Genomic DNA, 23964 nt, shown 5'->3' on the forward strand with positions numbered 1-23964 from the left:
CGATGACGACACCCCACCCGCAGCACGCAGCAGACACTATCGGCGAGAGTCTTGGCTTCCCCGGTGTGCCCGAGGACGCCCCGGAGGAGCTCGACGGCCCCCCGGCGCGACGTGAGGAGGCGCTGGCGACCTCTTCGGAGGAGAACGCCGCGGCGGGGCGTCTGGCCTACGCCGTCCACGCCGACCAGCTGGTCTCCACCCGTGGCCGCCGGGTGTCGGCCCTTCAGCCGAGCCTGGACGAGGCGACTGTCGCCCTCATCCAGGCGGCCCTGAGCCTCACCAGCTCCCTGCGGGTCCCCGACGCGCTGCGCCGTCTGGTGGAGTCGGCCTGCTCCATCACGGGTGCCTCGTGGGGAACCATCGCCGTGCTCAACCACGCGGACATGGATGTTGATTCGGCCGGCCCCCTCTCGCCCGATTCCTCCGGCGCGAGCTCGGGCACCGGTCTGTGCAGCGGGGTGCCCACGGCGACCCTCGATGAGCTCGCCCAGATGGCCGGCGCCCCCGATACCGCCGGCACTTCGCACGCCTCCTCTGAGTCCCTGCTCAGCGGGCTCGAGGGCACCGGGATGGTCATCGACAACGACCTGGGCAGGGCATCGGCCTTCACCGGTGCCATCGAGGGTGAGGAGACCGGCAGTCTGCTCTCGGCCCCGCTGCGCCTTCACGGCCAGGTCTACGGACATCTCTACCTGTGTGACAAGCCGGGGGGCTTCACCCGCTCGGACGCCGACGCCGTCCTGACCCTGGCCCAGGCCGCAGCCGTCGCCGTGGAGAACGCCCGCCTGTACCGCGAGGCCCGTGACCGCGAGCAGTGGATGGTGGTCTCCCAGGAGCTGACGACGCTGCTGCTCTCGGGCGCCGAGGAGGATGACGCACTGACGCTCATCGCCCACCGTGTCCGCCAGGTCGCTCACGCCGACACCGCCGCCCTCATCCTGCCCAGCATCGGGGAGCGCTGGATCTGCGAGATCGCCGACGGCGAGCACGCCCGGGAGCTGATCGGCACCTTCTTCCCGCCCGAGGGTCGGGCCCTGACCACCCTGGCCCATCAGACCGGCCTGGTCGTGGACTCCCTGGAGGACGCCTGGGGCGACGGCGACCTGATGGTCCCCCAGCTGGCCCAGTTCGGGCCGGCCCTCTACGCCCCCATGATCCACCGGGGGCGGGGCGTGGGGGTGATGCTGCTCCTGCGCTCCCCCGGCGCGGCACCCTTCACCGCCCAGGACCTGGAGATCGCCGAGCTCGTGGCGGGACAGGCCACCATGGCCTTCGAGCTGGCCGACGCCCAGCACGCCGAGGAGATGGCCACGCTGCTCGATGAGCGGGCCCGTATCGGCCGGGATCTGCACGACCTGGCCATCCAGCAGCTCTTCGCCACCGGGATGCAGATCTCCGCGGCCCGGGAACGGCTGGCCTCCAGCGCGCAGGCGGACCTGGATGCGGTGTGCTCCGTGCTGAGCACCGCCCTGGAGGCGGTGGACGACTCCGTGGGCCAGATCCGCTCCATCGTGCGTTCCCTGCGCGATCGCGATGAGGAGGTCGGGGTGATCGAGCGGCTGCGGCGCGAGGCCTCGCTGGCCCGCAACGCCCTGGGCTACGCCCCCTCGCTGCTGCTGAGCGTCGACGGCCGGGGTCTGGCCCAGGTGGACCGCGATGAGGAGGACCGGCTCATCGCCTCGGTCGACGCCGCCGTGGCACCGGATATTGCCGACGACATGGTCGCCGTCGTGCGTGAGGGACTGAGCAACGTGGCCCGTCACGCCCACGCCTCCTCGGTGACGGTGGACGTCAAGATCGAGGGGGTGCAGCCGGGCTCGGAGCAGTGCTGCGGCCCGGGCGACGACGAGGGTCACGCCTCGGGAGACGCCGAGCCCTTCCGGGGCAGCCCGGTGGTGGAGATCGTCTGCCGTGACGACGGCGTCGGGGTGAATCCCTCAGTGACGCGCCGTTCGGGGACGGCCAACATGGCCGAGCGGGCCCGCCGTCACGGCGGCAGCTTCGTCATTGGTCCACGGGCCCGCTCCGACGGCGAGCGGCGCGGCACCTGCTTCACCTGGCGAGTGCCCTTGGACGGGGGCGGCCGGGTGCGCTGAGTCCGCGTGCGCCCCTCAGTGGCGGGCTCAGCGCGCAGAAGGACCCGTCAGCTGTTGCGCCAGCCTGAGGCTCGCTGACCGGCGACCCAGGCGGCGACCTGGGTGCGTCGCTGCAGACCCATCTTGGCCAGCAGGGAGGTGATGTGGTTCTTGACCGTCTTCTCGGCGACTCCGAGCCGCTCACCGATCTCCCGGTTGGACAGGCCGTCGCCGATGAGGTCGAGGACCTTGCGCTCGGCGTTGGTCAGGTCGGCGGTGGGGTCATCGTGGTCCGCCCGGCGGCGCGTCACAGTGCGCTCGTCGAGCAGGACGCGTCCGGAGGCGACGGCCCGCACGACGTCGCTGATCTCGGCACCGTGGACCGTCTTGAGCAGGTAGGCCCGGGCACCTGCCGCCAGGGCCTCGGCCAGGGCCTCGTCGTCGTCGAAGGAGGTCAGCACGATCGGCAGGGCCTGGGGCACGGAGTCCCTCAGCTCCTGCATGAGCTCGATGCCGGTGCCGTCGGGCAGCTGGAGGTCCACGAGGATGACATCGGGGCGGACCAGCTCGGCCCGACGCACCGCCTCAGCTCGAGATCCCGCCTCGGCGACGACGTCGAGCCCATCAGCGCGGTCAATGATCTCGGCAATGCCGCGACGGACGATCTCGTGGTCGTCCACGATCATGACGCGGACGATCTCCGACGATGGGGTGTGTGCCATACTCATGACATTACCAGGGTATGGAAACCTACGTCACAATCCTGGCAGCACTGTGGCGATGCTGCGGTGATGCTGTCGTGGAGGCTCCCTGCGAGCACTGGCGGCGCCTACCGGTGCCGGCGCGGACGGGTCTGGCAACGGGGACAGTAGGTGTGAGAACGCCCTCCCAGAGTCTCACGCACCATGGTGGCCTTGCAGCGGCGGCACTCCAGTCCCTGGCGCCCGTAGGCGCCCAGCTCGCGGGCGAAGAACCCGGCGGCACCCTCGACATCGACGTAAAGGGCATCGAAGCTCGTGCCACCGACCTCAAGGGCCCGGCGCATGACCTCAGCGGTGGACTCGAGGATCCGGGCCACCACCCGTGGGCCGAGACCGGTTCCCGGGCGCAGGCCGTGCACCCCGGCCTCCCACAGGCCCTCGTCGGCGTAGATGTTGCCGATGCCCGAGACGAGTCCCTGGTCGAGCATCTGGGTCTTGATGGCGCGCCTCGAGGCGCGTACCCGGGCGACGACGCCGGCGGGGCCGGTCAGCTCCAGGGCCGGGTCGAGCAGGTCCCGGGCGATATGGGTGGCGTCGGCGGGCAGCAGCGGCCGCGGGTCGCCCATCCCGCCGGGAGCGCCGTCAGCGGTGGGGGTCAGATCGACGATGTGCAGGCCACCGAGCATGCGCTGGTCGACCAGGTCGAGGACCGCCGCGCCGTCACCGTCGTCACCATCGGCGCCGTTGTCGCCGCCGAGGCCGGTGCTGAGGTGGAGGCGTACTCGCAGGTGGCGGGCGGAGGTGGAGATGTCCCGCACGTAGCGGGGCTGCTCGGTAGCACTCAGGTCCGCTGGGCGCCCGCCGGGCAGAGTGTCCGGATCGGCCAGGAAGGCCGCGGCACGGTGGGACTCCGGGGCAGCGTCAGGAGCGGTCGCGACGGTGGTGCCGCGCACGAGCAGCTGGCCGCTCATGCCCAGGTGGGCCGACAGGGCGCGTCCGTCATCCAGGGGCAGCCACAGGAACTTCCCGCGGCGGACGGCCGCGGTCAGGGTGCGCCCGGTGAGCTGGTCGACGAAGGCCTGTGCTCCCCCGTCCTGGCGGCGCAGCGGACGCGGATCGAGGACCTCGACGCGGGTGACGGTGCGTCCGGCCACGTGCCGGGCGAGACCGGCGCGCACCACCTCGACCTCGGGCAGCTCTGGCATCAGCTCGTCTGGGAGCCCTGCCCGGTGAGCAGGTCGGCGCGTAGGGCCTCGTTGACTCCGGGCAGGTTGAGGCCGCCGTCGCCCCGGGCGGCCAGGATGGCGGCGTAGGCGGCCTCGGCGGCGTCGTGCTCGGCGACCTTCTTCGAGCTGCCGGTGCCCTGCCCCAGGACCTCGCCGTCAACGATGGCGCTGGCGGTGAAGACCCGCTGGTGATCGGGGCCGGTTCCGGTGACCTCGTAGGCGGGGTTGCCGAGCTGGTGGACGGCGGTGAGCTCCTGGAGGCTCGTCTTCCAGTCCAGGCCCGCGCCGCGGGTGCGGGCCGAGTCCAGGAAGCGGGAGACGAGCCGGGTGACGACCGTGCGGGTCTCCTCCAGACCGTGGGTGAGGTAGGTGGCGCCGATGAGGGCCTCGACCGTGTCGGACAGGATGGAGTCCTTGTCCCGCCCGCCTGAGAGCGCCTCGCCCTTGCCGAGCTTGATGAACTCCCCCAGTCCCAGGTCGCGGGCGACGGCGGCCAGGGCCGGCTCGGAGACGGTGGCCGCACGCATTTTGGCGAGCTGGCCCTCGGGGACCTCCGGGTGGGTGCGGTAGAGGTACTCGGTGACGATGATGCCCAGGACGGAGTCGCCCAGGAACTCCAGGCGCTCGTTGGTGGGCAGGCCGCCGTTCTCGTGGGCGTAGGAGCGGTGGGTCAGGGCCAGATCGAGCAGGTCGGCATCGATGCTCGGCCCCCAGCGGTAGACGAGGGCCTCGGTGTCGGTGCGCGCGGGCGGGGCGCTGCGGCGCTTGGCCATCAGGCCTGTTCCTCCCCGCTCGTGGGCGCGTCCTGCTCGCCCTCCTGACCGGTCTCGGTCTCCAGCAGGCCGGCCAGGGCGGACCAGCGTGGGTCAAGGACCTCGTGGTGGTGGTCGGCGGGCAGGTCCTCGAGCCGCTTGCCGCAGTCGGGGCACAGTCCGGGGCAGTCGGGGCGGCACAGGGGTTGGAAGGGCAGCGTGGGCACCAGGGCGTCGCGCAGTGCCGGCTCGAGGTCCAGGGTGGTCTCCCCCACCGCCAGGAGGTCCTCTGCCTCCTCATCGCCTTCGGCCCGCTGGGCCTCGATGACCTCGGGGAAGAGGTAGAGCTCGTCGATCCTCACGCTGCGGTCCTCATCGAGGTCGCGCAGGCAGCGCACGCACTCGCCGTGGACGTGCAGGTCGGCGTCGGCCTGCGCCAGGACGCCGTCGTCCATGGAGGTCAGGGTGACGTCGAGGGCGAGGTCACTGCCCTCGGGCACGCCGATGACCTCCGTGCCCAGGTCGGCGGGGGCCGGGGTGCGGATCTGCAGGTTCTTGACCGAGCCGGTGGCACGGGGCAGGTCGACGATATCGACGACGAGTCCTGACATGGGTTCCTCCACAGCGGGTTGACCGCGCCGCATCCAGCGATGACCGAGGGGCCCCAGCGGCATGATGTCCGCGTGATACCCAGGTCATGTACCAGGTGATGTGCATGGTGCTGGGCGGCTGGTGGGCGGGGTGATGGACGAGGTGTCTGGCGCGAGCGTACCCGGTGGGGATGCGGCGCCTCTGGTTCAGTGGGCGGAGGGGTCCACGGACCAGCCCGAGCGGCGGCGCACGGGCTCCTGGATCTCCACCGGCTGGCCCGCGCCGTCGCCCAGGCGACCGGCCAGGACCTCTCGGCCGGCGCGGATCTGCTCGGCGACCTTGGCGACCTCGGCCTCCAGGGAGGCCAGGGTGCGGTCGGAGTACTCATCGGCCCCGTGACGCAGGGAGGCGGCCTTGTCCTCCGCCGCGGCCACGATGCTGTCGGCCCGGTCATTGGCCATGCGCACGATGTTCTCCCCGGCCACGAGCCGCTCGGACTCCTCCTGGGCGTACTGGACGAGCCGTTCGGACTCGGCCCGTCCCTCAGCCAGGACGGCGTCGGCATCGGCGACGATCTTCTCGGCGCGACGAACGGCACTCGGGACCGCGTCACGAGCCCGGTCGATGAGGTGCAGGGCGTTCTCCCGGTTGACGATCGCCGAGGCGCTCATCGGCATGGATCGGGCATTGCTGATGAGCTCGTCGAGCTCATCGAGGATGCGCAGCAGGTCTTCTCCGGCATCGCGGCTGGTCGTCACGGTAGGTCCTCTCGAGTGTGGTCGGCGCCGACGAAGCGGCTTGGCGGGGTCCCGGGCGGGACGAGTCCTGAGTCGACGCCGTCGTGGGCTACAGACCCGGGGGCCTGAGCCAGCCGGACCGCCAGGGCGCGGGCCACAGCGGGCGGGACGAGGACGGAGACGTCCCGGCCATAGCCGGCGACGTCCTTGACGAGGGAGGAGGAGATGTGCGCGTAGGCGGCGGACGCGGGGAGGAAGACCGTTTCGGGCGCCCCCAGGTCGCGGTTGAGCAGGGCCATGGGCAGCTCGGCGTCCAGGTCGCTGCCGCTGCGCAGGCCCTTGATGATGGCGTTCGCGCCGTGCTGAGTACAGTAGTCGGCCAGGAGCCCGGGGACGATGTCCACCTCGACGCCGGGCAGGTGGGAGGTGGCCTCCCTGGCCAGGCGGAGGCGTTCGTGGGCGTCGAGCAGGTGGCGTCCGGCCTTGGCGGCGTTGTGGGCGATTCCGATGACGACGACGTCGAAGAGCGTGGTCGCGCGGGCGGCGATGTCGACGTGCCCCAGGGTGAGGGGATCGAAGCTTCCGGGGTAGACGGCCAGGCTCATACGGTCACGCTAATGGCTGGGCCCGCTGCGGTGCGGGACGCGCGCCGCACCACCCTCGCCAGCACGCCAACGTGGCACCCCGGAATCCTGGGGCGGCGCTGCTATATTTCCCTTGTGTCCACACGCGTGACCCTCAGTGACGTGGCCGAGGCCGTCGGAGTCTCAGCGCAGACCGTCTCCCGCGTACTCAACAACCACCCGTCGGTCCGTCCCGAGACACGTCAGAAGGTTCTGGCGGCCGTTCAGGCGCTGGGTTACGAGCCGAACCTCGCCGCCCGCTCGCTGGCCTCGGGATCCTCCGGGGCCGTGGGCATCCTGCTGACGGCCGGACTGTCGCACGGGATGGCCTCCACCTTCTCCGCGATCGCCAGGGCGGTGCGCGAGCGGGGGGACACCTTCGTCCTGGCCACTGCCGAGGGCGGCGACCCGGAGTCCGTGCGACAGGCGCTGGCCCACCTGCACGGTCACCGCGTGGCGACCATCGTGGTCCTGGCCCAGCGCGCCGACGTCCTGACCATCCTCTCGTCCCAGCGCCACCGCGGTCCGATCGTGGCCATCATCTCGGGGCAGCACGAGTTCTCCGAACTGGCCACCGTCTCCATCGACCAGGCCCTGGGAGCCAGGCTGGCCACGGAGCATCTTCTGGATCAGGGGCGCAGCCGCCTGCTGCACGTCACCGGGGACCTGTCCTGGCAGGACGCCTCGGAGCGCCTGGCCTCCTACCAGTCGGCGTGCGCACAGGCCGGGGTTCCCGGCCGCTGGGTGGGCACGGACGCCTGGACGGGAGAGGCCGGGGCCAAGGTCGCCAGGCGCCTGCTCGACAGCGGTCTGCCCGACGCCGTCTTCGCCGCCAACGATGACATCGCCCTGGGGCTGTGCCATGAGCTGCTCGCCGCCGGCGTGAGGATCCCCGACGACGTCGCCGTCGTCGGCTTCGATGACATCCCGCTGGCACGTTGGGCGACCCCGTCCCTGTCCAGCGTCACGCAGGACTTCGACGCCCTGGGACGGGCCGCACTGAGCCTGTCCGACGAGATCGTCGAGGGCGCCCCCGCCCGCAGTGTCTGCCTGGAGCCAACGCTCGTCGTCAGGGCGTCATCAACCAAGGCCTAGCATGGACGATCACCTTCCCGGACGAGCCCACTGGGCCCACTGAGCCTGCGGAGCTCTGCGCGCCCGGCTCGTACTGAGTGGGCGCACAGAGCTCCGAAGTGAGAGGCGACCGTCAGGAGGCGCTGACGGGCCTGGGTGTGCGCAGCGTGTAGACCCCGTAGGCGGCCACCACCACGAAGCACCCGGCTACCGTGATGTAGGACACCGCAGGAGACGTCTTGTCCATGATGTAGCTCTGCACCAGTGGCATGGTGGCTCCGCCGATGATGGCCATGACCAGGCCGGCGGCCCCGAACTTAGTGTCCTCCCCCAGCCCAAGGAGGGCCTCGCCGTAGATAGTGGGGAACAGCAGGGAGATGCACGCCGACAGGGAGACGATGGCCAGCACCCCCAGAATGTTGACACTCACCATGGCGAACAGGGACAGGCCGACCCCGAGGGAGCACATGAGCAGAAGCAGCTTTCGTGCGTCATACCGCCCCATGAGACCCACCATGAGGAACCGGAAGACCAGGAAGACGATGAGACTCGCCTGCAACCAGTATCCGGCGATCTTGTCCGACACCCCCAGGGCATCTGTGACGTAGTGCAGGGTGTATGTCCAGATACAGGTCTGGGCGGAGACGTTGAAGTACTGCGCCACTACCCCGAAGCTGTAGCGCTTGTTGCGCAGCAGGCGCGCGAGCCTGCCCGGCCCGCCGCTGTCACCCGCAGCCGAGTCCACCGGCCGCTCCGCAACCCTGACCCGGCCGATCATGACGGCCAGCAGGATGTAGAGGAGCCCGAGGGCGACATAGGGGCCCATGACCGCCTTGAGCTCTGCGCTCTGGGTGGCCAGCAGCATCTCGTGGCTCATGGCCTTGCGCTGCTCGGCGGTGGCCGGGTTCACCTTGGGCAGGATGAGTAGGGCGGCCAGCAGCACCCCCAGATTGGAGCCGATGGGGTTGAAGGCCTGCGCGAAGTTGAGGCGCCGAGTGGCGTTGCGCTCCGGCCCCATGGACATGACGAAGGGGTTGGCGCTGGTCTCCAGAATGGACAGGCCGGCGGCCAGGGTGAACAGGGCGGTCAGGAACACCGAGTAGGTCATGACGTAGGCCGCGGGGATGAACAGGAGCCCGCCGGTTCCCGCCAGCACCAGCCCGATGAGGACGCCGCCCTTGTAGCCCAGGCGGCTGTTGATGAAGGCCGCCGGGATCGCCAGGCAGAAGTAGGCCCCGTAGTAGGCGGACTGCACCAAGGAGGACTGGAAGTTGTTCATGGAGAACACGGAGCGGAAGACCTTGACCAGAGGATCGGTCATGTTTCCGGCCAGGCCCCAGGCGGCGAAGCAGGAGACCAGCAGACAGAAGGGCAGCACCATGCCGGGATACAGGAACCCCCGTTTGGCCGTCCCCTTTCCGACAGGGGCCTCCTCAGCCACGGACTCACGGATCGCAGTCATCACAGCACGCCCTTCTTGAGAATGAGGTTGCCGTACAGGACAGTCTCCCCAGTGAGGACGACGGCGTAGACGCTGGGGGTGTAGTCGTAGAAGGCCATGCGCTCAATCGTCTTGACGCTCACCGGTCCGGCGTCCTTCTCGGCCTCGTTCCAGATCTGCTCGTAGACGTCCCAGACCGGCGGCCGGGGGTCGTCGCCCACCGTCTCCATGAGGGCCACCTGGTAGCTGCTGTAGCGGTCCAGGGGCATGAGCGTGAGGATGGACCGCAGCAGGTCGGGGATCCCCAAGCCGTCGGCCCGCACCGTGGTGGGGTGGAGGTGGTGCCCGGGGAAGTTCGCGTCAGCCAGGAGAATCTCATCCCCATGGCCCATCTCGAGCAGGATCTTGACGAGTTCGGGTGACAGGTTGGCGGGAATGTTGCGGAGCATCGTTGCTCCTTTCGTGTGGTGGGTGTTCAGTTCAATGTGTGGTTGCGCTCGACGTGCCAAGTGGTCAGTCGGCGGTGGCGTTGCCCAGCCGTTCCCGCATGGCGTCGAAGGCGCCGGGATCGGCGATGGCCCCGGAGGCCTCGACCTCCACGGAGCCGATGCTGCGGCGCAGCACCTCGCCGCGCGCGCCGGGGTCGAGGACCTCGGCGGCCTCGAGCTGGGCGAGGATGTTGCCCAGGGCACTGGCCTCCGGTGTGCCCACGATGACCTGGCGGTGGCAGGCCGCCGCCGTCATGGCCGGCAGGAGGCTGTTGCGGGCCCCGCCTCCCACCAGGTGGATCGGTGCCGCCGGGTCCAGCTGGTCGCCGACGACGTCCTGCAGTCCCTGGGCGTAGGCGGCGTGGGCGCAGGAGAGCGACTCGAGGATGAGCCGGACCGTCTGCGCCGGCCCCTCGGGAGCCACCTTGTAGTGACTGCGGCACCACTGGGCGATCTTGTCCGGCATGTCGCCGGGACTGGCGAAGAGCTCGTCGTCGGGGTCGATGACGACGCCGAGGGAGGCGCAGCCTCCCGCCGCCTCGACCAGCGCACCGGTGTCGGGCTCGTTCCAGGCTCGCTGGCACTCCTGGAGCAGCCAGAAGCCGGTGAGGTTGCGCAGCAGGCGGATACCTCCGTCGGTGCGGACCTCGTTGGTCAGTCCGGCCCGCAGCGCCGCTTCATCCAGGACGGGGCTGGGAACCGCGGCTCCGATGAGGCTCCAGGATCCTGAGGAGATGAACAGGCGCACCTCGTGACCGGCCAGACCGAGGGCATGGACGGCGCAGGCGGTGTCGTGCCCGCCGGGACGCACAATGGTGATCCCCTCCGGGGTCGTCCCGGCCACCGTGGCGTCATCGACGAGCGGGGGCATCCACCCCTCGGGAATCCCGGCGGCCTGGAGCACGCGAGCGGACCACTCGCGCGCCCCGGGTGAGGCGAGTCCGGTGGTCGAGGCGATCGCCCGCCCCGCCTGCGCGGGGGCTCCGAGCAGATGGGCCACGAGGTCGGGCAGGGGCAGGAAGCGATCCACGCGATCGATGAGGTCGGGCTCCTGCCTCAGGTCCGCGTAGAGCTGGTAGACCGTGTTGATCTGCTGGGGCAGGATGCCGGTCTCCCGCCAGGCGGCCTCCACAGGGAGGGCCCGGTCCAGGTCCGCGGCCCAGCGGGCCATGCGCCGGTCCCGGTAGGCACGCGGGTCGCGCAGCAGCTCTCCGTGGGCGTCGAGCAGGCCGTAGTCGACCCCCCAGGTGTCGATGCCGATGGAGTCGGGGGCCCGCCCCAGGCGCTGCGTCGCCATGGCGATGCTCCGACGAACACCATCCATGATGCGCTCGAGGTCCCAGGTGAGGGTGCCGTGGTCGTCCACCGCCTGGTGGTGGAGGCGGAAGACCTCCTCGGTGCTGATGACCCCCTGCCGGTAGGTCCCCAGGACCGCTCGCACAGAGCTGGAGCCGAGGTCGAGGGCAAGGGCGTGGTGCTCGCCGGTGCTCGTCATGGCGGCACTCCGTCAGCGGTAGAGAGGACCGAAGGTGGCGCAGGCCCGGAAGTCAGCGCTCTCGGGCTCGGCGGTACCGAAGGGCACCCAGGCCTTGGGGCGCAGGATCCTCTCGCGCTCGACGTTGTGCATGTAGACGGGGATGCGCAGCATCGAGGCCAGGGTGATGAGGTCGGCACCGAAGTGCCCGTAGCCGGTGGCCGTGTGGTTGGCACCCCAGTTGGCCATCCAGTCGTAGACAGAGGTGAAGGCGCCCTGGCCGGTCAGGCGCGGGACGAAGAAGGTCGTCGGCCAGGTCGGGTCGGTGCGGTTAACGATCTGGTCACGCACGTCGTCGGGCAGCTCCACGGTCCAGCCCTCGGAGATCTGGAGGACCGGCCCCTGGCCGGCCACGAAGTTCAGGCGGGTCGCAGTGACGGGCATGTTGCCGGCGGTGGTGAAGTGCGTGGAGAAGCCGCCTCCGGGGAAGTACTCGCGGGTGGCGGCATGGAAAGTGGAGGCCTTCAAATCCGCCTCGATGTCCGCCTCGGTGATCTCCCACCAGTGCTTGATGATGGGGTTGCCCTCGGCGTCCTTCTCCTGGCCGGTGGCGTTGAGGGTGGTGGCCCCGGAGTTGCGCAGGTCGATGAAGCCGTTCTCGGCGCGCCCCTCGAGCTTGTAACCGGTGACCCGCTCAACGGCCTCGGGGCTCCAGTAGGTGCGCACGTCACTGAAGAGCTGAGGACGGTGGGTCAGGACGGAGTTGAAGAGCATGGCCACGGCGTTGCCGGCGTCGCCCTCCGTGGCGAAGACCTTCTCGGGCCGCTTGCCGTTCCAGTCGAAGGTGGTGTTGAGGAAGGTCTCGAGGATGTCGCCGTTGGGCTTGTAGTCCGTCCACTGACGCTGCCCCTGGAAGCCCGCCGCGATGGCGTCGTGGCCCTCGGCCTCCTCGACGAAGCCCAGCTCGGCCAGGGCGGGGTTGCCCTCCATGAGGTCGCGTCCGATGAGGAGCATCTTGATGCAGTAGTCGAACTGCTCGTCGTACTCCTCCTGGGTGAAGCGGTTGGCCTCCGGGTTGCGGTTCTCCCCGATGGTGAGGTGCTCCCGGGCCCAGGCCAGGGCGGTCTCGTACTCCTGGTGGTCGTAGATGCCGTGCGCGATACGGCGGTCGATCTCGATCATGTCGATGTACTCGGCGCGCATGCCCAGGTAGTCGACGAAGAACTGCTCGGGGACGCGGCAGCCGGCGATCCCCATGGAGACGGTCCCGATCGAGAGGTAGCTGCGCCCCTTCATGAGGCCGACCCCCAGGGCGGCGCGCACGTAGCGCAGGATGTTCTCGACGACGTCGTCGGTCAGGCCCGAGTCGTTGGCGTCCTGCACGTCGTGGCCGTAGATGCCGAAACAGGGAATGCCCAGCATGTTGTAGGCGGCGGCCGCGGCGGCCAGGGTCACGGCCCCGGGGCGCTCAGTGCCGTTGAAGCCCCAGATGGCGTGCGGGATGGAGGGGTCGAGGTCGAGGACCTCGGTGATGTAGTTCCAGGAGGCGGTGACGGTCAGGTCGGCACACACGTTCTCGGTGCGGAACTGCTCCTTGCAACGGTTGGCCTCGGCCACGCCCCCGATCGCGGTCTCGGAGACGACGCAGCGCACTGGGCTGCCGTCGGGGTAGGTCAGGCGCGAGGAGATGAGCTCGGCGACATCCTTGGCCAGCTGAGCGGTCTTGTCCTCGAGGGACTCCCTCACGCCACGACGACGTCCGTCGATGAGGGGACGGATTCCGATGGCGGGGTAGGACGCAGCGGACATGGCAAGTTTCCTTTCACTGGGCGACGATGACCAGGACCCACATCGATGTGAGCGCAAACATAGGATGACTCCGACCGAGCGGTCATGTCAAGCATGAAAACAGAAACGCGAAATCGTAGACATGAGAGCGCCAACATGAGACGATGCCTCGGTACCACTTCTGACGCAACGGGGCGCGCAGCGGTACGCCCCGGGGAAAGAGCCCATCATGCTTCTCAACGACGCTCGACAGCAGATCGCCGACGCCTGCTCCCACCTGTCCGACGACGGCCTGGTCGTCGGCACCGCCGGCAACCTGTCCGTTCGGGAGGGGGACCTGGTCGCCATCACCCCCTCGGGGCTGCCCTACCAGGAGATGCGCCCCGACCTGGTCGCCGTGGTCGAGTACGCCACCGGCAAGCAGGTCGAGGGGCCGCTCAAACCCGCCAGCGAGCTGGACCTGCACCTGACCGCGCTGCGGGCGACCGGACAGATGTCGGTCGTGCACACCCACTCCTATGCGGCCACTACCGTGGCCAGCCTCGAGGGCGTGAGCGCGCTCCCGGCCGTGCACTACTACATCTGCATGTTCGGCGGCAGCGACGTGCGGGTGGCCGACTACGCCATCTACGGCTCCCCCGAGCTGGCCGCCAACGTCTCCAAGGCCCTCGAGGGACGCACCGCGGCCCTCATGAGCAACCACGGATCCGTGGTGACCGGCCCGGACCTGGCCTCCACCTATGTCCTGGCCCAGGAGCTGGAGTGGGTCTGCGAGCTCTATCTGCGCACGCTCGCCGTCGGCACCCCCAAGCTCCTCACCGACGAGCAGATCGAGGCGGTCGCGTGCAAGATCCGGGACACCGGCTACGGTCAGCACGCCCCGGCCGAGGAGGGCTGAGCGCCGCCGCGGCCACAGAGGACGCGGCCTGCCGGCCGGGTAGGGTCTTCCCCATGACGAGGATCGTGGCTGGAACCGTGGGCGGACGCAGGATCGAGGTGCCCCGGTCCGGGACGCGCCCCACCTCCGAGCGCGTCCGCGAGGCTCTTTTCGCCCGCCTGGACCACTACGGGGTGCTCGACGGCGCCCGGGTGCTGGATCTGTGCGCAGGTTCCGGCGCCCTGGGCCTGGAGGCCGCGAGCCGGGGAGCCGACGAGGTCACGCTCGTGGACTCCTCGCGCGGTGCGTCGCAGACCTGCCGACGCAACATCCACTCACTGGGCCTGAGTGGGGTATCGGCGGTGACCGCGAAGGCGGCCGCCTTCCTGGCCGGCCCGGCGGGCGCTCCGGCGGACCTGGTGCTGATCGATCCTCCCTACGAGCTGAGCGAGGAGGAGCTCACCGCGATCCTCACTGCCCTGATCCGCAGCGAGGATCCGTGGCTGGCGCCGCGCGCCGTCGTCGTCGTCGAGCGTTCGACGCGCTCACCGGAACCCACCTGGCCGGCGGGGCTGGAGCGCTTCGCGGACAAGCGGTACGGCGAGACCACGGTCTGGTTCGCCGAGCCGGCCTGAGCCGGAGACGCTCCTCGGCCCTCACCCTGGTGCCTCAGGCTCTTTCGAGGAAGGCCTGGGACTCCTCATCGAGGCGCTCGACGATCGCTGCGGCCAGGGCCCGGTGGTCGCTCAGCTGAGGATCGGCGGCCACGATCCGCTCGGCCTGACGCCTCGCGGTGGCGATGAGGCGGGCATCGCGGGTCACGCGCAGCAGGTCCAGCCCGGAGGTGCGCCCCGACTGCGAGGCCCCCAGGACGTCACCTTCGCTGCGCAGCTCGAGGTCGGCCTCGGCCAGCGCGAATCCGTCCGTGGTGGAGGCGAAGGCCTTGAGCCGGTGGAAGGCGGTGGAGCCGACCTCCGCACCGGTGACCGCCACGCACAGGGACGGTCTGCTGCCGCGCCCGACCCGCCCGCGCAGCTGGTGGAGCTGGGACAGTCCGAAGCGCTCGGCGTCCAGGATGACCATCATGGAGGCCTCAGGCACGTCCACCCCCACCTCGATGACAGTGGTGGACACCAGGACCGGGGTGTTGCCCGAGGCGAAGTCGGCCATGGCGGCTGCCTTGTCCTCGCCACTCATGCGTCCAGTGAGAACCCCGACGCCGATGCCCCCCAGAGCGGGCTCGCCGGCCAGCCGCTGCCTCCAGTCCTCGACGGCGGCCAGCGGGCGGTCGGGATGCGAGCCGTCCCCTTCCTCCGCGAGCGCCTCCTGCTTCGGCCCGTCATCGGTCTCGACAGCCGCCGCGCCGTCCATCAGCGCCTGCCGGGGCTCGTCGTCGACCTCGATCCGTGGGCACACGACGTAGACCCTCCCTCCGGAGGCGACCTCCTTGGCGGCGCGCCGCCAGATGCCCTCCACCCAGGAGGTGCGCGACCACGGGACGAGGTGGGTGGGTACGGCGCTGCGCCCAGCGGGCAGCTCGTCCAGGACGGAGGTGGCCAGGTCCCCGAAGACCGTCATGGCGATGGTCCGCGGGATCGGGGTGGCCGTCATGACCAGGAGGTGGGGCGTGTGGGTCTGCCCAGTGGCCGGGTCGGTCAGACCGCCGCGCTCGCGCAGGGCGTCGCGCTGGGCAACACCGAAGCGGTGCTGCTCGTCGACGACGACCAGGCCGAGGAAGGGGATCTGCACCGTGTCGGACAGCAGGGCGTGGGTACCCACGACGATCGCCGGCTCGCCGGCGGCCAGCTCAGTGAGGATCCGACGGCGCTGAGCGGCGGGGGTGGAGCCGGTCAGCAGGTGGACGCGGGTGGCGCGTTCGGCGCCGCCGAGCATCCCGAGGCGGGCCATGGGCCCCAGGACGGCCTCCAGTGAGGAGTGGTGCTGGGCGGCGAGGACCTCGGTGGGGGCCAGGAGGGCGGCCTGCCCGCCGCCTCCGACCACCTGGAGCATGGCACGCAGGGCCACGAGAGTCTTGCCGCTTCCCACGTCGCCCTGAAGAAGGCGCTGCATGGGAACGGTGCGGGCCAGGTCGGTGGAGATCTCCTGACCGACCCGCTTCTGCCCGGCGGTCAGGTCGTAGGGCAGGCGGGCGTCGAGGTCCGCTCTCAGGGAGCCCTCCGCCTCCGGTACGGGCCAGGCGACCGCGGTGCGGGTCGCCTCATGATGGGCTCGGCGCTGGGCCAGGGCGACCTGCAGGATGAGGGCCTCCTCGTGGCGCAGCCGTTTCCGGGCGGCTTTCCACTGCCCGGAGTCCTCGGGCCGGTGCACCCAGCGGTAGGCGGTGTAGGCGTCGACCAGCTCCGCCTCGCGCCGCAGTTCCTCGGGGAGGGGGTCGGCGACGTCGCCCGGTTCCAGCTGGTCCAGGACGCTGCGCACTGCCTTGGCCACCAGCCAGGACGGGAGGGCCTCCGTGCCGGGGTAGATGGGCATGGGTCGGGCCAGCAGGGCCTCGCGCTCGTCCTCATCGAGCTCGTCGAGGACGTACAGGCGCGGGTTGGACAGCTGCTTGCGTCCGCGGTGGAGTCCCACCTTGCCGCTGAGCAGGACGGTGGTTCCGGGGGCCAGCTGGGCGGCTCGGGCGCGCATCTGGCCGGCCGCACCGAACTGGACGAGGTCCATGGTGGAGGCGCCGTCGGTGACGGTGGCCTCCATGAGGGCCGGGACCCGTCCGGAGCGGGTGCGCCGGGAGGAGGCGCGCACGACCTGGGCCTGGATGGTGGCTTGCTCACCCTCGACGAGGGTGCGCATGTCGGTCAGCTCCCCCCAGGTGTCGTAGCGCCGGGGCAGCAGGCGCAGCAGGTCCGCGCCGGTCTCCACCCCCTGCTTGGCGAGCTGTGCGGCCGTGCGCTTGCCCACGAGCCGGGTCACAGGCCGCTCGAGCAGGCCGACGCTACCGGGACGGGGCGTGCGGGTTGAGCGATCAGACGAGCCGGACACGGCCCCACCCTATGACGAAGGAGCCTGGGAGCCCTTCAAGACCCGAGGCGCTTGCATATGCGGGCGACCTCGGGGCATGGCAGCGCGCAGAGAGGGCTACTCGATGGCGATGAGGACGTCGGGGTGCTCCTGGCCGCCGGCATGAACAGCGACCTCCACGTCCTCGCCGACCACGTGACCCCGGGCCCCCACCGCCGCGCTGGCGGCCAGGGCACCGACGTCCCGGCCGGCATTGCGACCGGTGATGACGGTGAGCAGCTCATCGGAGGGCCGCAGCGCCGAGGCCACGGCGCGAGCCACGGCCTCACCGTCGGCCTGGGCTCCGTTGAGGGCGATGGTGCGCAACCCCGCGGCGGCGCTCCAGGCGCGGCGGGCCAGCTCGGCCAGCTCTGCCTCCTCGCCCCTGCCGGCCAGGGCCACCGCGGCGGCCAGGACCCGGGCCTCGTCGTCGGTGTCGCACACGAGGAGCTGAATGCCCTCGGCCTCATAGCGCTCCGAGGCCACCCCGGCGCGGGCGGTCTCTCGAGCGGCGCCCATCTTTCGGGTGGTACCCACCGGAGGGCGGACGGTGGAGACGGCGGAGCGGGCCGCCAGGAAGCGGGCGGCATCGTGGGCCGCCTCGGTGCAGGCGGCGTCACAGGGCAGCACGATGACCTGGGAGGACCCCAGGTCCGCTGCGGCGCGGGCGATCCCCTCCCGGTCCGGGTTGAGGACGACGGCGGCGTCGGAGCGGGCGAGCTGCTCGATGAGCCCGGGAGCCCGGGTACAGGCGATGACGCCGACGCCGGACTGCCGTGAGCGCACGGCCAGATGCGGGGCCTGCGCCGGTGCGGTACGGGGGGCGGCCGCCTGGGAGGGGTGCATGCGCACCGACTGCGCCTTGCGCTCGGCCCGGCGCGCAGCCAGACGCTCGAAGGAGACCACGTGCCCCGTGGGGTCGGAGTCGAACGCCTCCCACGGAGAGGGCGGCTCGTCCGTGGGGCTCACCAGGGCTGTGGGGTGGAGGTGGTGGATGCAGATCTGCCGGGCACGGCCCGCGTGCGGCAGTGCGGCACGCGGGGTGTCGGTGTGGACGTGGACCTGGTAGAGGCCCACCCCCAGGGCGTCCGGGGTGCCGACGACGCCCACGGAGTCGCCGATGCGCTCCAGATCCCGGCGCAGCTGACCGGCCTGGACCGCGGTCGCCTCCAGCAGGTACATCACCTCGAACTCGCCGGTGGACATGCCCAGGGGCTCGGGACCGACGCTGTGCGGAACCCCGCCGGCGGCCAGGTCGGTGAGCATCTGACGGGCGACGGCGGTGTAGGGGGCGTGCTCGTCAGCGTCCTCGTGGCCCTGGCGCAGCTCTGGGTCCTCAGTCGTCCCGCGGCCGGCGTCCTGCATCGCGTCGATGGTGTCCGACAGGCAGGTCAGCAGCAGCATGAAGGCCGCTCCCCCGGCATCCACCGGGCCGTGCCCGAGGCCCGCGGTCTCCACAACGGACTCCTGGGCGCCGAAGGCGGCAGCGGAGGCGATGAGGCTCAGGGTGGCGGGCGAGCTCGCCGTCGCCTCCTCCAGGGCGGAGCGGGCCGCCGTGGCCGCGTCCCGGGCGACTGACAGCAGGGTCCCCGAGACCGGGCGTGAGACCGCGGCCCAGGTGGTGTCCGCCATGGCCTCGTAGACGTGGACAAGCTCGACGGGACGCAGGCCGGTGGGGTCGGGGGCCTCGGCGCAGACGTCCGCGAAGGCGGCCAGGGCCTGGGAGATCAGAAGACCCGAGTTCCCTCGGGCTCCCCGGACGGCGCCGTCGGCTGCAGCGCGGGCCACCTGGGCGGCATCAGCGGCCCGGCCCAGTCGGTGGAGGGCGTCGGAGGCCGAGCGCAGGGTGAGTAGGACGTTGGTTCCAGTATCCGCGTCCGGCACGGGGAAGACATTGAGCACATCAACCAGATCCCGGGTCTGATCGGCAACGATCTCCGCCAGCGCGATCCAGCGCCGCACTGCGGCCCCCTGCAGCACACGGGTCCCTGAGACAGGGGTAACGGGGCGGTGTCCTTGAGACTGCGACATCTTCGCCTCCCCTGGGTCCTGGCTACGACCAGCACACCATGTGTGTCACGCTACGAACACCTTCTGTTCCATTGCATGATCTGCATATGTGCAGGCGTTCAGCGAGCCTGGTTCATGGCTGGGCCGAGCCTTCGGTTTGATATGTGGTTTTAGAGTACCGTCCCAGGCACATTCCTCCCACCGGAGCGAGGCGCCCGCGCACGGACCGCGCCCTGGGAGACGCGAAACCGAAGGGACACTCGGACCACCGGAGCGCTGGTCAGGCCGCTACCACCACACCCGCCCAGGACACACGACCTACAGGTAGTGAGATGCAGCACATCTTGAACTCATGTCACCCTACTCCCCGGACACCACGCAGAGCAGCATGTGCCCGAACGCACGCCAAGGCGGCTTGGGGCGCCGCACACGGGTCCGCTATTGTGTTCGGGTTGCCCGGCGCCCGCGCCTGGGCGGTAAGACCTGGCGCCAGGCATCAGCCTGAGCGTTGAAGCATTGAAGATCAGGAGTGAGACCGTGGCTGCTGTGTGCGACGTTTGCGGCAAGGGCCCCATCTTCGGCAAGAGCGTCTCGCACTCCCACGTGCGGACCAACCGCCGGTGGAACCCCAACATCCAGCGTGTGCGTGCTCTCGTGGGCGGCGCCCCCAAGCGCCTCAACGTGTGCACGTCCTGCCTCAAGGCCGGGAAGGTGACGCGCAACATCTGAGCGCATCATCTCGAGTCCTTCGAGCACGAGGCCGCCGCTGCGCAAGCAGTCGGCGGCCTTTGTCGTACCCCGTGTCCCTCAACGGGTGACGGCCCGTCATGTGTGGGAGAAGTGGTCCCATCCGGTGTGCTCCTGCGCGGGCTCTCCTGCCAGCAGGACACCCGGTCGGTGCCCCAGCACCCGGGCCGGTGAGGACTGCGGGCTCAGGACCCGGCCGATCACCCGGGCGCCGGCGGGCAGCCGATCAAGTGCGTGTGCCGGGACGGTGGCAAGCAGTCCGTGGTCCTCTCCCCCGGTGAGCAGCCAGCTGCGGGCCAGGGCGTGAGCGGCCGATCCGTCACAGCCGCCCACGAGCGCAGCCACCGGCTCGAGGAAGGACGCGTCCGGCAGGTCGCCAGGATCGTCGAGGTCGATGACGACGCCGCTGGCACGGGCGATCCGACCGGCATCCCGCAGCAGCCCGTCGGAGACGTCCAGCATGGAGGTGGCGCCGGCCCGTGCCAGGTCGCGGCCCGCAGCCAGGGGCGGGGCGGGGGCGCGGAAGGCCTCGATGCAGGCCCACGCCTGTGGATGCTCCTGACCTGAATGAACCACGGCTCCCGAACCTGATGCGCAGTCAGAGCCCGCACTGAGCAGGGCGAGTCCCGCTGCGCTGCGCCCCAGGGTTCCGACGTGCACCACGGCGTCGCCGGGCCGGGCTCCGCTTCGCAGAACCGGGGCTCTGCCCTCGAGGTCGCCCAGGACCGTGACGGACACGATCAGCGAGTCACCGCCACTGAGGTCACCGCCCACGACGCCCGCCCCGCAGGGCTCACAGCCCTGGGCCAGTCCTCGGGCGAAGTCCCGTACCCAGCCGACCGGGGTGGACGCGGGCATGACCAGGCCGACGACGAGCGCGACGGGCCTGGCCCCCATGGCGGCGGCGTCGGCCAGGTTCTGGGCCGCGGCCCTGGCCCCGACGTCGCGGCCCGTGGACCAGTCGGTACGGAAGTGGCGCCCTTCGACCAGGACGTCGGTGCTCACGGCCGTGCGCGAGTCGGGGAAGGACAGGACCGCGCAGTCGTCCCCCGTGCCGACGGGGGTCTGCGGGCCGCGGGGCAGGAGGGGGGTGATGACGGCGAGGAGCTCCTCCTCGCTGAGGTCACCGACCCGTGCGCCCTGCCCCGCTGCCTCTGCGCCGGCCGGGGCCGGCTCAGCGGTTGACATCGGTGGAGCGGGCCACGGCCAGCTCGATGAGCTCGGAGACCAGCTCGGTATAGCCCAGGCCGGAGACCTGCCACATGTAGGGGTACATGGAGAAGGGGGTGAATCCGGGCATCGTGTTGATCTCGTTGACGACTGCCTCACCGGCATCGGTGAGGAAGAAGTCGACCCGGGCCAGTCCCTCGCAGCCGAGCGCCTCGAAGGCCCGGGCGGCGGTGTCCATGAGGAGATCGCGCGCCTCGGGGCCGATGCGCGCCGGGCACACCATGGCCACGGCGTCGTGCGCAAGGTACTTGGTCTCGTAGTCGTAGAACTCGCCTGCGCCCTGGGAGGCGTCCATGGCGATCTCGCCGGGCTCGGCCACCCGGGGGGCGTCGTCGCCGCGGCCCTGAAGGACGGCGACCTCGACCTCGCGTCCCACGATGCCGCTCTCCACGAGGACCTTGGGGTCGACCGCGCGGGCCGCCTCGATGGCCCCGGCCAGGTCCTCGGGGCGGTCGACCTTGCTGATGCCCAGGGAGGAGCCGGCGCGGGCGGGCTTGACGAACAGGGGGTAGGTCAGGGACCGGCAGGCCTCCAGGATCGCCTCGGGGTCGCGCTTCCAGGCATGGGGGCCGACGACGACGTGCGGCGCCGTGGCGATGCCCGCGGCCCCCAGGAGCACCTTGGTGACCTGCTTGTCCATGCCCGCGGCACTGGCCAGCACCCCGCAGCCGACGTAGGGAATGCCCATCATCTCCAGCATGCCCTGGATGGTCCCGTCCTCGCCGTAGGGCCCGTGCAGCAGCGGCAGGACGACGTCGACCCGCCCCAGGATCTCAGGCCCCGTGGGGCCGAGCACCGTGAGCTCGCCGCCTCCCAGGGGTGCGGTGAGCCTCCCGCGTCCCAGGCCCTCGGCGGTGATGGTCACCGGGGGGCGGTTATCGCTGAGCTCGAGGGCTGCCGGATCATCCTCGACGAGCAGCCACTGGCCCTCGGGGGTGATGCCCACCGGAAGGACCTCGTAGCGGTCGCGGTCGATGGCTGACAGGACACCGGCGGCGGTGGCGCAGGAGATCGTGTGCTCACCGCTGCGTCCGCCGAAGACGACGGCAACACGCAGGGTGGACTTGTCAGAACTGGGCACGGAGGGGCCGGTTTCCTGGAGGGCTGTCATAGGTCCCACGCTACCGCGCTGCGCCCGACATGCTGATAATGCACAACGAACCCGGGATAAAGCAGGCCTCCACACCCCTGGGAGGCTAGGCCTGCGACGGTGCCGCGTGCACGCCCTCGGACTTGCGGGGACGAGCCAACAGCGCGTCAGTGACCTGCGCAACGCTGGCGGCGCCCTCGACGACGGTGACGACCCCGGCGGTGATGGGCATGTCCACGCCGTGGGCCCGGGCCAGGTCCAGGACGGCACGGGCCGACTTGGCGCCCTCGGCCACGCCCCGGGAGGCCGCAGCGGCCTCGGCCACGCTCATCCCCTCGCCGAGGTGGCGGCCGAAGGTCTGGTTGCGGCTCAAGGGCGAGGAGCAGGTGGCCACCAGGTCCCCCATGCCGGCCAGCCCGGAGAAGGTCTCCGGGCGAGCCCCGAGCTTGAGGCCCAGCCGGGTGATCTCCACCAGGCCCCGGGTAATGATCGTGGCCTTGGAGTTGTCCCCCAGGCCCCGGCCCGCGGCCGCGCCGACGGCCAGGGCGATGACGTTCTTGACCGCCCCGCACAGCTCGACGCCCAGGACGTCGGTGTTGGTGTAGGGACGGAAGGTGCCGGTGGCGCACAGTGAGGCGATCCGGGCGGCGACCTGCTCGTCGTCGGCGGCCACGACGGTGGCGGTGGGCTGGCCCGCAGCGATCTCGTCGGCGAGGTTGGGGCCGGAGACGACCACGACGCGGGAGGAGTCGATACCCAGGGCCTCGGCCAGGACCTCGCTCATGCGCAGCCCGGTACCCAGCTCGATGCCCTTCATGAGGGAGACGGCCACGGCGTCGTCGGCCAGAGCGCCCCTGAGGGGCTCCAGGACCCTCCGGGCCTCCTGGGAGGGCACGGCCACGACGACGATGCTCGCCCCCGTGACGGCCTGGGCCAGATCGGTGGTTGCCTTCAGGCCCTGCGGCAGGCGGTGACCGGGGACGTAGCGCTCGTTGGTGCCGGCGTTGATCTCCTCGGCCACCTCCCGGCGCCGGGCCCAGATCGTCGTGGGAGTGCCGGCCTGGGCCAGGAGGCTGGCGAAGGTGGTGCCCCAGGCTCCTGAGCCGATGACGGCCGCGGCCGGGCGCAGCGGCGCACTCGTTGCGGGATCGACGCCGCTCACTGGTCCTCCTCCTGAGTATCCGCCTCGGGCAGCGGGTCGGGGCGGCGCACACCGATCTTCCCCTTGCCGGGGTCGCCGTCGTAGTGCATGTCGAAGGGGCGGGGGGCCTTCTCCCCGCGAAGCTCCTCAACCAGGGCAGTGATGGCCCGCATGATCTCGGCGGTGCAGGCGCGCACGGCCTCGCGGTCCTGGGTGTCCTGCCCGAAGCGGGACAGGTCCATGAGCTCACCGATGGTGACGCGCACGTCCTTGCGGGGGAAGGGGTGGAAGGAACGCCCGTAGGTGTCCAGGATCTCGTGGGCCCCCCACTGCCCCATGGGCAGGACGGGGGCGCCACTGGTCATGGCCAGCCGGGCCGCCCCGGTCTTGGCCACCATCGGCCACTTGAGGGGGTCTCGGGAGAGCGTGCCCTCGGGGAAGATCATGATGGCGCCGCCGTCGGCCAGGACCTCACTGGCGGCCTTGAGGGCCGTGGCCGCGTTCTGGGTGCCCCGCTGGACCGGGATCTGGCCGCCGGCCCGCAGGATGGAGCCGAGCACCGGTACCTTGAACAGGGTGGACTTGGCCAGCGAGTAGACGGGGACATCAGCATCGACCAGGGCTCGCATGGCCGTGAGCGAGTCGAGGTCGGTCAGGTGGTTCGCCACGGCGATGAAGCCGCCCTCGCGGGGGATGTTCTCCAGGCCGCTCACCGACTGCCGGGAGACCATCTTGAGGAACGGGATGATCGCCCCGCGCGCGGCGAAGCGGTAGAACGGGGTCATGGGACGTGTTGCAGGCACGGGTGAACTCTATCGGCTTCAGCGCGGTGAACGCGGCCGTCCGAGCCGAGCCCGCGGCCCGCACGGCTCTGGCCTCGCGAA

The 23964-nt window shown here is 70.8% G+C and carries 21 protein-coding genes; 5 read left to right on the forward strand and 16 right to left on the reverse strand.

Features of this window, described 5'->3' with window-relative positions; translation table 11 throughout:
- Positions 1–2 precede the first annotated feature (2 nt).
- Positions 3–2096 carry a GAF domain-containing protein gene (locus tag AB7V09_RS05235; protein WP_419143134.1) on the forward strand — a complete coding sequence of 698 codons (2094 nt, stop codon included), beginning with the start codon at positions 3–5 and terminating at the stop codon, positions 2094–2096.
- 47 nt (positions 2097–2143) lie between these two features.
- Here AB7V09_RS05235 and AB7V09_RS05240 read toward each other — a convergent pair whose 3' ends face one another.
- The 6 genes from AB7V09_RS05240 to coaD form a co-directional block, all read right to left on the reverse strand.
- The gene (locus AB7V09_RS05240; RefSeq protein WP_020991587.1) at positions 2144–2803 is read right to left on the reverse strand and encodes a response regulator; all 660 of its coding nucleotides are present in this window, start codon (positions 2801–2803) and stop codon (positions 2144–2146) included.
- Positions 2804–2904: 101 nt separating this feature from the next.
- A complete protein-coding gene (gene mutM / locus AB7V09_RS05245) occupies positions 2905–3981 on the reverse strand; it encodes a bifunctional DNA-formamidopyrimidine glycosylase/DNA-(apurinic or apyrimidinic site) lyase (protein ID WP_419143135.1) in 1077 nt (358 codons plus the stop codon).
- The gene (gene rnc / locus AB7V09_RS05250; RefSeq protein WP_075374424.1) at positions 3981–4775 is read right to left on the reverse strand and encodes a ribonuclease III; all 795 of its coding nucleotides are present in this window, start codon (positions 4773–4775) and stop codon (positions 3981–3983) included. Before rnc ends, mutM begins: the two co-directional genes overlap by 1 nt.
- Positions 4775–5365, reverse strand: coding sequence for a YceD family protein (locus AB7V09_RS05255; protein ID WP_004565184.1), 591 nt, complete (start codon positions 5363–5365; stop codon positions 4775–4777). The genes rnc and AB7V09_RS05255 overlap by 1 nt, the downstream gene beginning before the upstream one ends.
- A gap of 186 nt (positions 5366–5551) precedes the next feature.
- Complete coding sequence (locus AB7V09_RS05260; protein WP_004565185.1) at positions 5552–6103, reverse strand: hypothetical protein; 552 nt, start codon at positions 6101–6103, stop codon at positions 5552–5554.
- On the reverse strand, positions 6100–6687 hold the full coding sequence (coaD, locus tag AB7V09_RS05265; RefSeq protein ID WP_419143136.1) for a pantetheine-phosphate adenylyltransferase: 588 nt from the start codon (positions 6685–6687) through the stop codon (positions 6100–6102). The genes AB7V09_RS05260 and coaD overlap by 4 nt, the downstream gene beginning before the upstream one ends.
- A 114-nt stretch (positions 6688–6801) precedes the next feature.
- On the opposite strand from coaD, the gene AB7V09_RS05270 reads away from it, so the two are divergent.
- Positions 6802–7800, forward strand: coding sequence for a LacI family DNA-binding transcriptional regulator (locus AB7V09_RS05270; protein WP_419143137.1), 999 nt, complete (start codon positions 6802–6804; stop codon positions 7798–7800).
- A 112-nt stretch (positions 7801–7912) separates the two neighbouring features.
- On the opposite strand, the gene fucP is transcribed toward AB7V09_RS05270, so the two are convergent.
- The 4 genes from fucP to AB7V09_RS05290 form a co-directional block, all read right to left on the reverse strand.
- The gene (gene fucP, locus AB7V09_RS05275) at positions 7913–9241 is read right to left on the reverse strand and encodes an L-fucose:H+ symporter permease (protein ID WP_419143138.1); all 1329 of its coding nucleotides are present in this window, start codon (positions 9239–9241) and stop codon (positions 7913–7915) included.
- Positions 9241–9669: an RbsD/FucU family protein gene (locus AB7V09_RS05280; protein WP_419143139.1), complete on the reverse strand. Its 429-nt coding sequence runs from the start codon at positions 9667–9669 to the stop codon at positions 9241–9243. Before AB7V09_RS05280 ends, fucP begins: the two co-directional genes overlap by 1 nt.
- A 64-nt stretch (positions 9670–9733) precedes the next feature.
- The gene (locus AB7V09_RS05285; RefSeq protein ID WP_419143140.1) at positions 9734–11203 is read right to left on the reverse strand and encodes a rhamnulokinase; all 1470 of its coding nucleotides are present in this window, start codon (positions 11201–11203) and stop codon (positions 9734–9736) included.
- Between the two features lie 12 nt (positions 11204–11215).
- A complete protein-coding gene (locus AB7V09_RS05290) occupies positions 11216–12991 on the reverse strand; it encodes an L-fucose isomerase (protein ID WP_419143141.1) in 1776 nt (591 codons plus the stop codon).
- 208 nt (positions 12992–13199) lie between these two features.
- On the opposite strand from AB7V09_RS05290, the gene AB7V09_RS05295 reads away from it, so the two are divergent.
- Together AB7V09_RS05295 and rsmD are read left to right on the forward strand one after the other, a co-directional pair.
- The gene (locus AB7V09_RS05295) at positions 13200–13868 is read left to right on the forward strand and encodes a class II aldolase/adducin family protein (RefSeq protein WP_419143142.1); all 669 of its coding nucleotides are present in this window, start codon (positions 13200–13202) and stop codon (positions 13866–13868) included.
- A 53-nt stretch (positions 13869–13921) separates the two neighbouring features.
- On the forward strand, positions 13922–14482 hold the full coding sequence (rsmD, locus tag AB7V09_RS05300) for a 16S rRNA (guanine(966)-N(2))-methyltransferase RsmD (protein ID WP_419143143.1): 561 nt from the start codon (positions 13922–13924) through the stop codon (positions 14480–14482).
- Positions 14483–14516: 34 nt separating this feature from the next.
- On the opposite strand, the gene AB7V09_RS05305 is transcribed toward rsmD, so the two are convergent.
- Both AB7V09_RS05305 and AB7V09_RS05310 read right to left on the reverse strand, forming a co-directional pair.
- A complete protein-coding gene (locus AB7V09_RS05305) occupies positions 14517–16775 on the reverse strand; it encodes an ATP-dependent DNA helicase RecG (protein WP_419143201.1) in 2259 nt (752 codons plus the stop codon).
- A 165-nt stretch (positions 16776–16940) separates the two neighbouring features.
- Positions 16941–18893, reverse strand: coding sequence for a DAK2 domain-containing protein (locus AB7V09_RS05310; protein ID WP_419143144.1), 1953 nt, complete (start codon positions 18891–18893; stop codon positions 16941–16943).
- A 516-nt stretch (positions 18894–19409) separates the two neighbouring features.
- Here AB7V09_RS05310 and rpmB point away from each other — a divergent pair.
- On the forward strand, positions 19410–19601 hold the full coding sequence (rpmB, locus tag AB7V09_RS05315) for a 50S ribosomal protein L28 (RefSeq protein WP_004565195.1): 192 nt from the start codon (positions 19410–19412) through the stop codon (positions 19599–19601).
- 96 nt (positions 19602–19697) lie between these two features.
- Here the strand turns inward: rpmB and AB7V09_RS05320 are convergent, their stop codons facing one another.
- From AB7V09_RS05320 to AB7V09_RS05335, 4 genes are all read right to left on the reverse strand, one after another.
- Complete coding sequence (locus AB7V09_RS05320; protein ID WP_419143145.1) at positions 19698–20807, reverse strand: thiamine-phosphate kinase; 1110 nt, start codon at positions 20805–20807, stop codon at positions 19698–19700.
- Entirely contained in the window at positions 20794–21960 is a 1167-nt protein-coding gene (locus AB7V09_RS05325) for a D-alanine--D-alanine ligase family protein (protein ID WP_043537613.1), read from the reverse strand. The genes AB7V09_RS05320 and AB7V09_RS05325 overlap by 14 nt, the downstream gene beginning before the upstream one ends.
- A gap of 85 nt (positions 21961–22045) precedes the next feature.
- Complete coding sequence (locus tag AB7V09_RS05330) at positions 22046–23101, reverse strand: NAD(P)H-dependent glycerol-3-phosphate dehydrogenase (protein WP_314177881.1); 1056 nt, start codon at positions 23099–23101, stop codon at positions 22046–22048.
- A complete protein-coding gene (locus AB7V09_RS05335; protein ID WP_075415032.1) occupies positions 23098–23865 on the reverse strand; it encodes a lysophospholipid acyltransferase family protein in 768 nt (255 codons plus the stop codon). The genes AB7V09_RS05330 and AB7V09_RS05335 overlap by 4 nt, the downstream gene beginning before the upstream one ends.
- Between the last annotated feature and the right edge of the window lie 99 nt (positions 23866–23964).

The sequence above is a fragment of the Actinomyces sp. SKVG-SVH-4(1) genome (assembly GCF_048514265.1).
GTDB classification, from domain to species: Bacteria; Actinomycetota; Actinomycetes; order Actinomycetales; family Actinomycetaceae; genus Actinomyces; species Actinomyces oris.

Excerpts from the sequence above, each read along its gene's own strand:
- AB7V09_RS05235 (WP_419143134.1), top strand. The coding sequence starts at position 3 with ATGACGACACCCCACCCGCAGCACGCAGCAGACACTATCGGCGAGAGT.
- AB7V09_RS05240 (WP_020991587.1), bottom strand. The coding sequence starts at position 2,803 with ATGAGTATGGCACACACCCCATCGTCGGAGATCGTCCGCGTCATGATC.
- mutM (WP_419143135.1), bottom strand. The coding sequence starts at position 3,981 with ATGCCAGAGCTGCCCGAGGTCGAGGTGGTGCGCGCCGGTCTCGCCCGG.
- rnc (WP_075374424.1), bottom strand. The coding sequence starts at position 4,775 with ATGGCCAAGCGCCGCAGCGCCCCGCCCGCGCGCACCGACACCGAGGCC.
- AB7V09_RS05255 (WP_004565184.1), bottom strand. The coding sequence starts at position 5,365 with ATGTCAGGACTCGTCGTCGATATCGTCGACCTGCCCCGTGCCACCGGC.
- coaD (WP_419143136.1), bottom strand. The coding sequence starts at position 6,687 with ATGAGCCTGGCCGTCTACCCCGGAAGCTTCGATCCCCTCACCCTGGGG.
- fucP (WP_419143138.1), bottom strand. The coding sequence starts at position 9,241 with ATGACTGCGATCCGTGAGTCCGTGGCTGAGGAGGCCCCTGTCGGAAAG.
- AB7V09_RS05280 (WP_419143139.1), bottom strand. The coding sequence starts at position 9,669 with ATGCTCCGCAACATTCCCGCCAACCTGTCACCCGAACTCGTCAAGATC.
- AB7V09_RS05285 (WP_419143140.1), bottom strand. The coding sequence starts at position 11,203 with ATGACGAGCACCGGCGAGCACCACGCCCTTGCCCTCGACCTCGGCTCC.
- AB7V09_RS05290 (WP_419143141.1), bottom strand. The coding sequence starts at position 12,991 with ATGTCCGCTGCGTCCTACCCCGCCATCGGAATCCGTCCCCTCATCGAC.
- AB7V09_RS05295 (WP_419143142.1), top strand. The coding sequence starts at position 13,200 with ATGCTTCTCAACGACGCTCGACAGCAGATCGCCGACGCCTGCTCCCAC.
- rsmD (WP_419143143.1), top strand. The coding sequence starts at position 13,922 with ATGACGAGGATCGTGGCTGGAACCGTGGGCGGACGCAGGATCGAGGTG.
- AB7V09_RS05310 (WP_419143144.1), bottom strand. The coding sequence starts at position 18,893 with ATGTCGCAGTCTCAAGGACACCGCCCCGTTACCCCTGTCTCAGGGACC.
- AB7V09_RS05320 (WP_419143145.1), bottom strand. The coding sequence starts at position 20,807 with ATGTCAACCGCTGAGCCGGCCCCGGCCGGCGCAGAGGCAGCGGGGCAG.
- AB7V09_RS05325 (WP_043537613.1), bottom strand. The coding sequence starts at position 21,960 with ATGACAGCCCTCCAGGAAACCGGCCCCTCCGTGCCCAGTTCTGACAAG.
- AB7V09_RS05335 (WP_075415032.1), bottom strand. The coding sequence starts at position 23,865 with ATGACCCCGTTCTACCGCTTCGCCGCGCGCGGGGCGATCATCCCGTTC.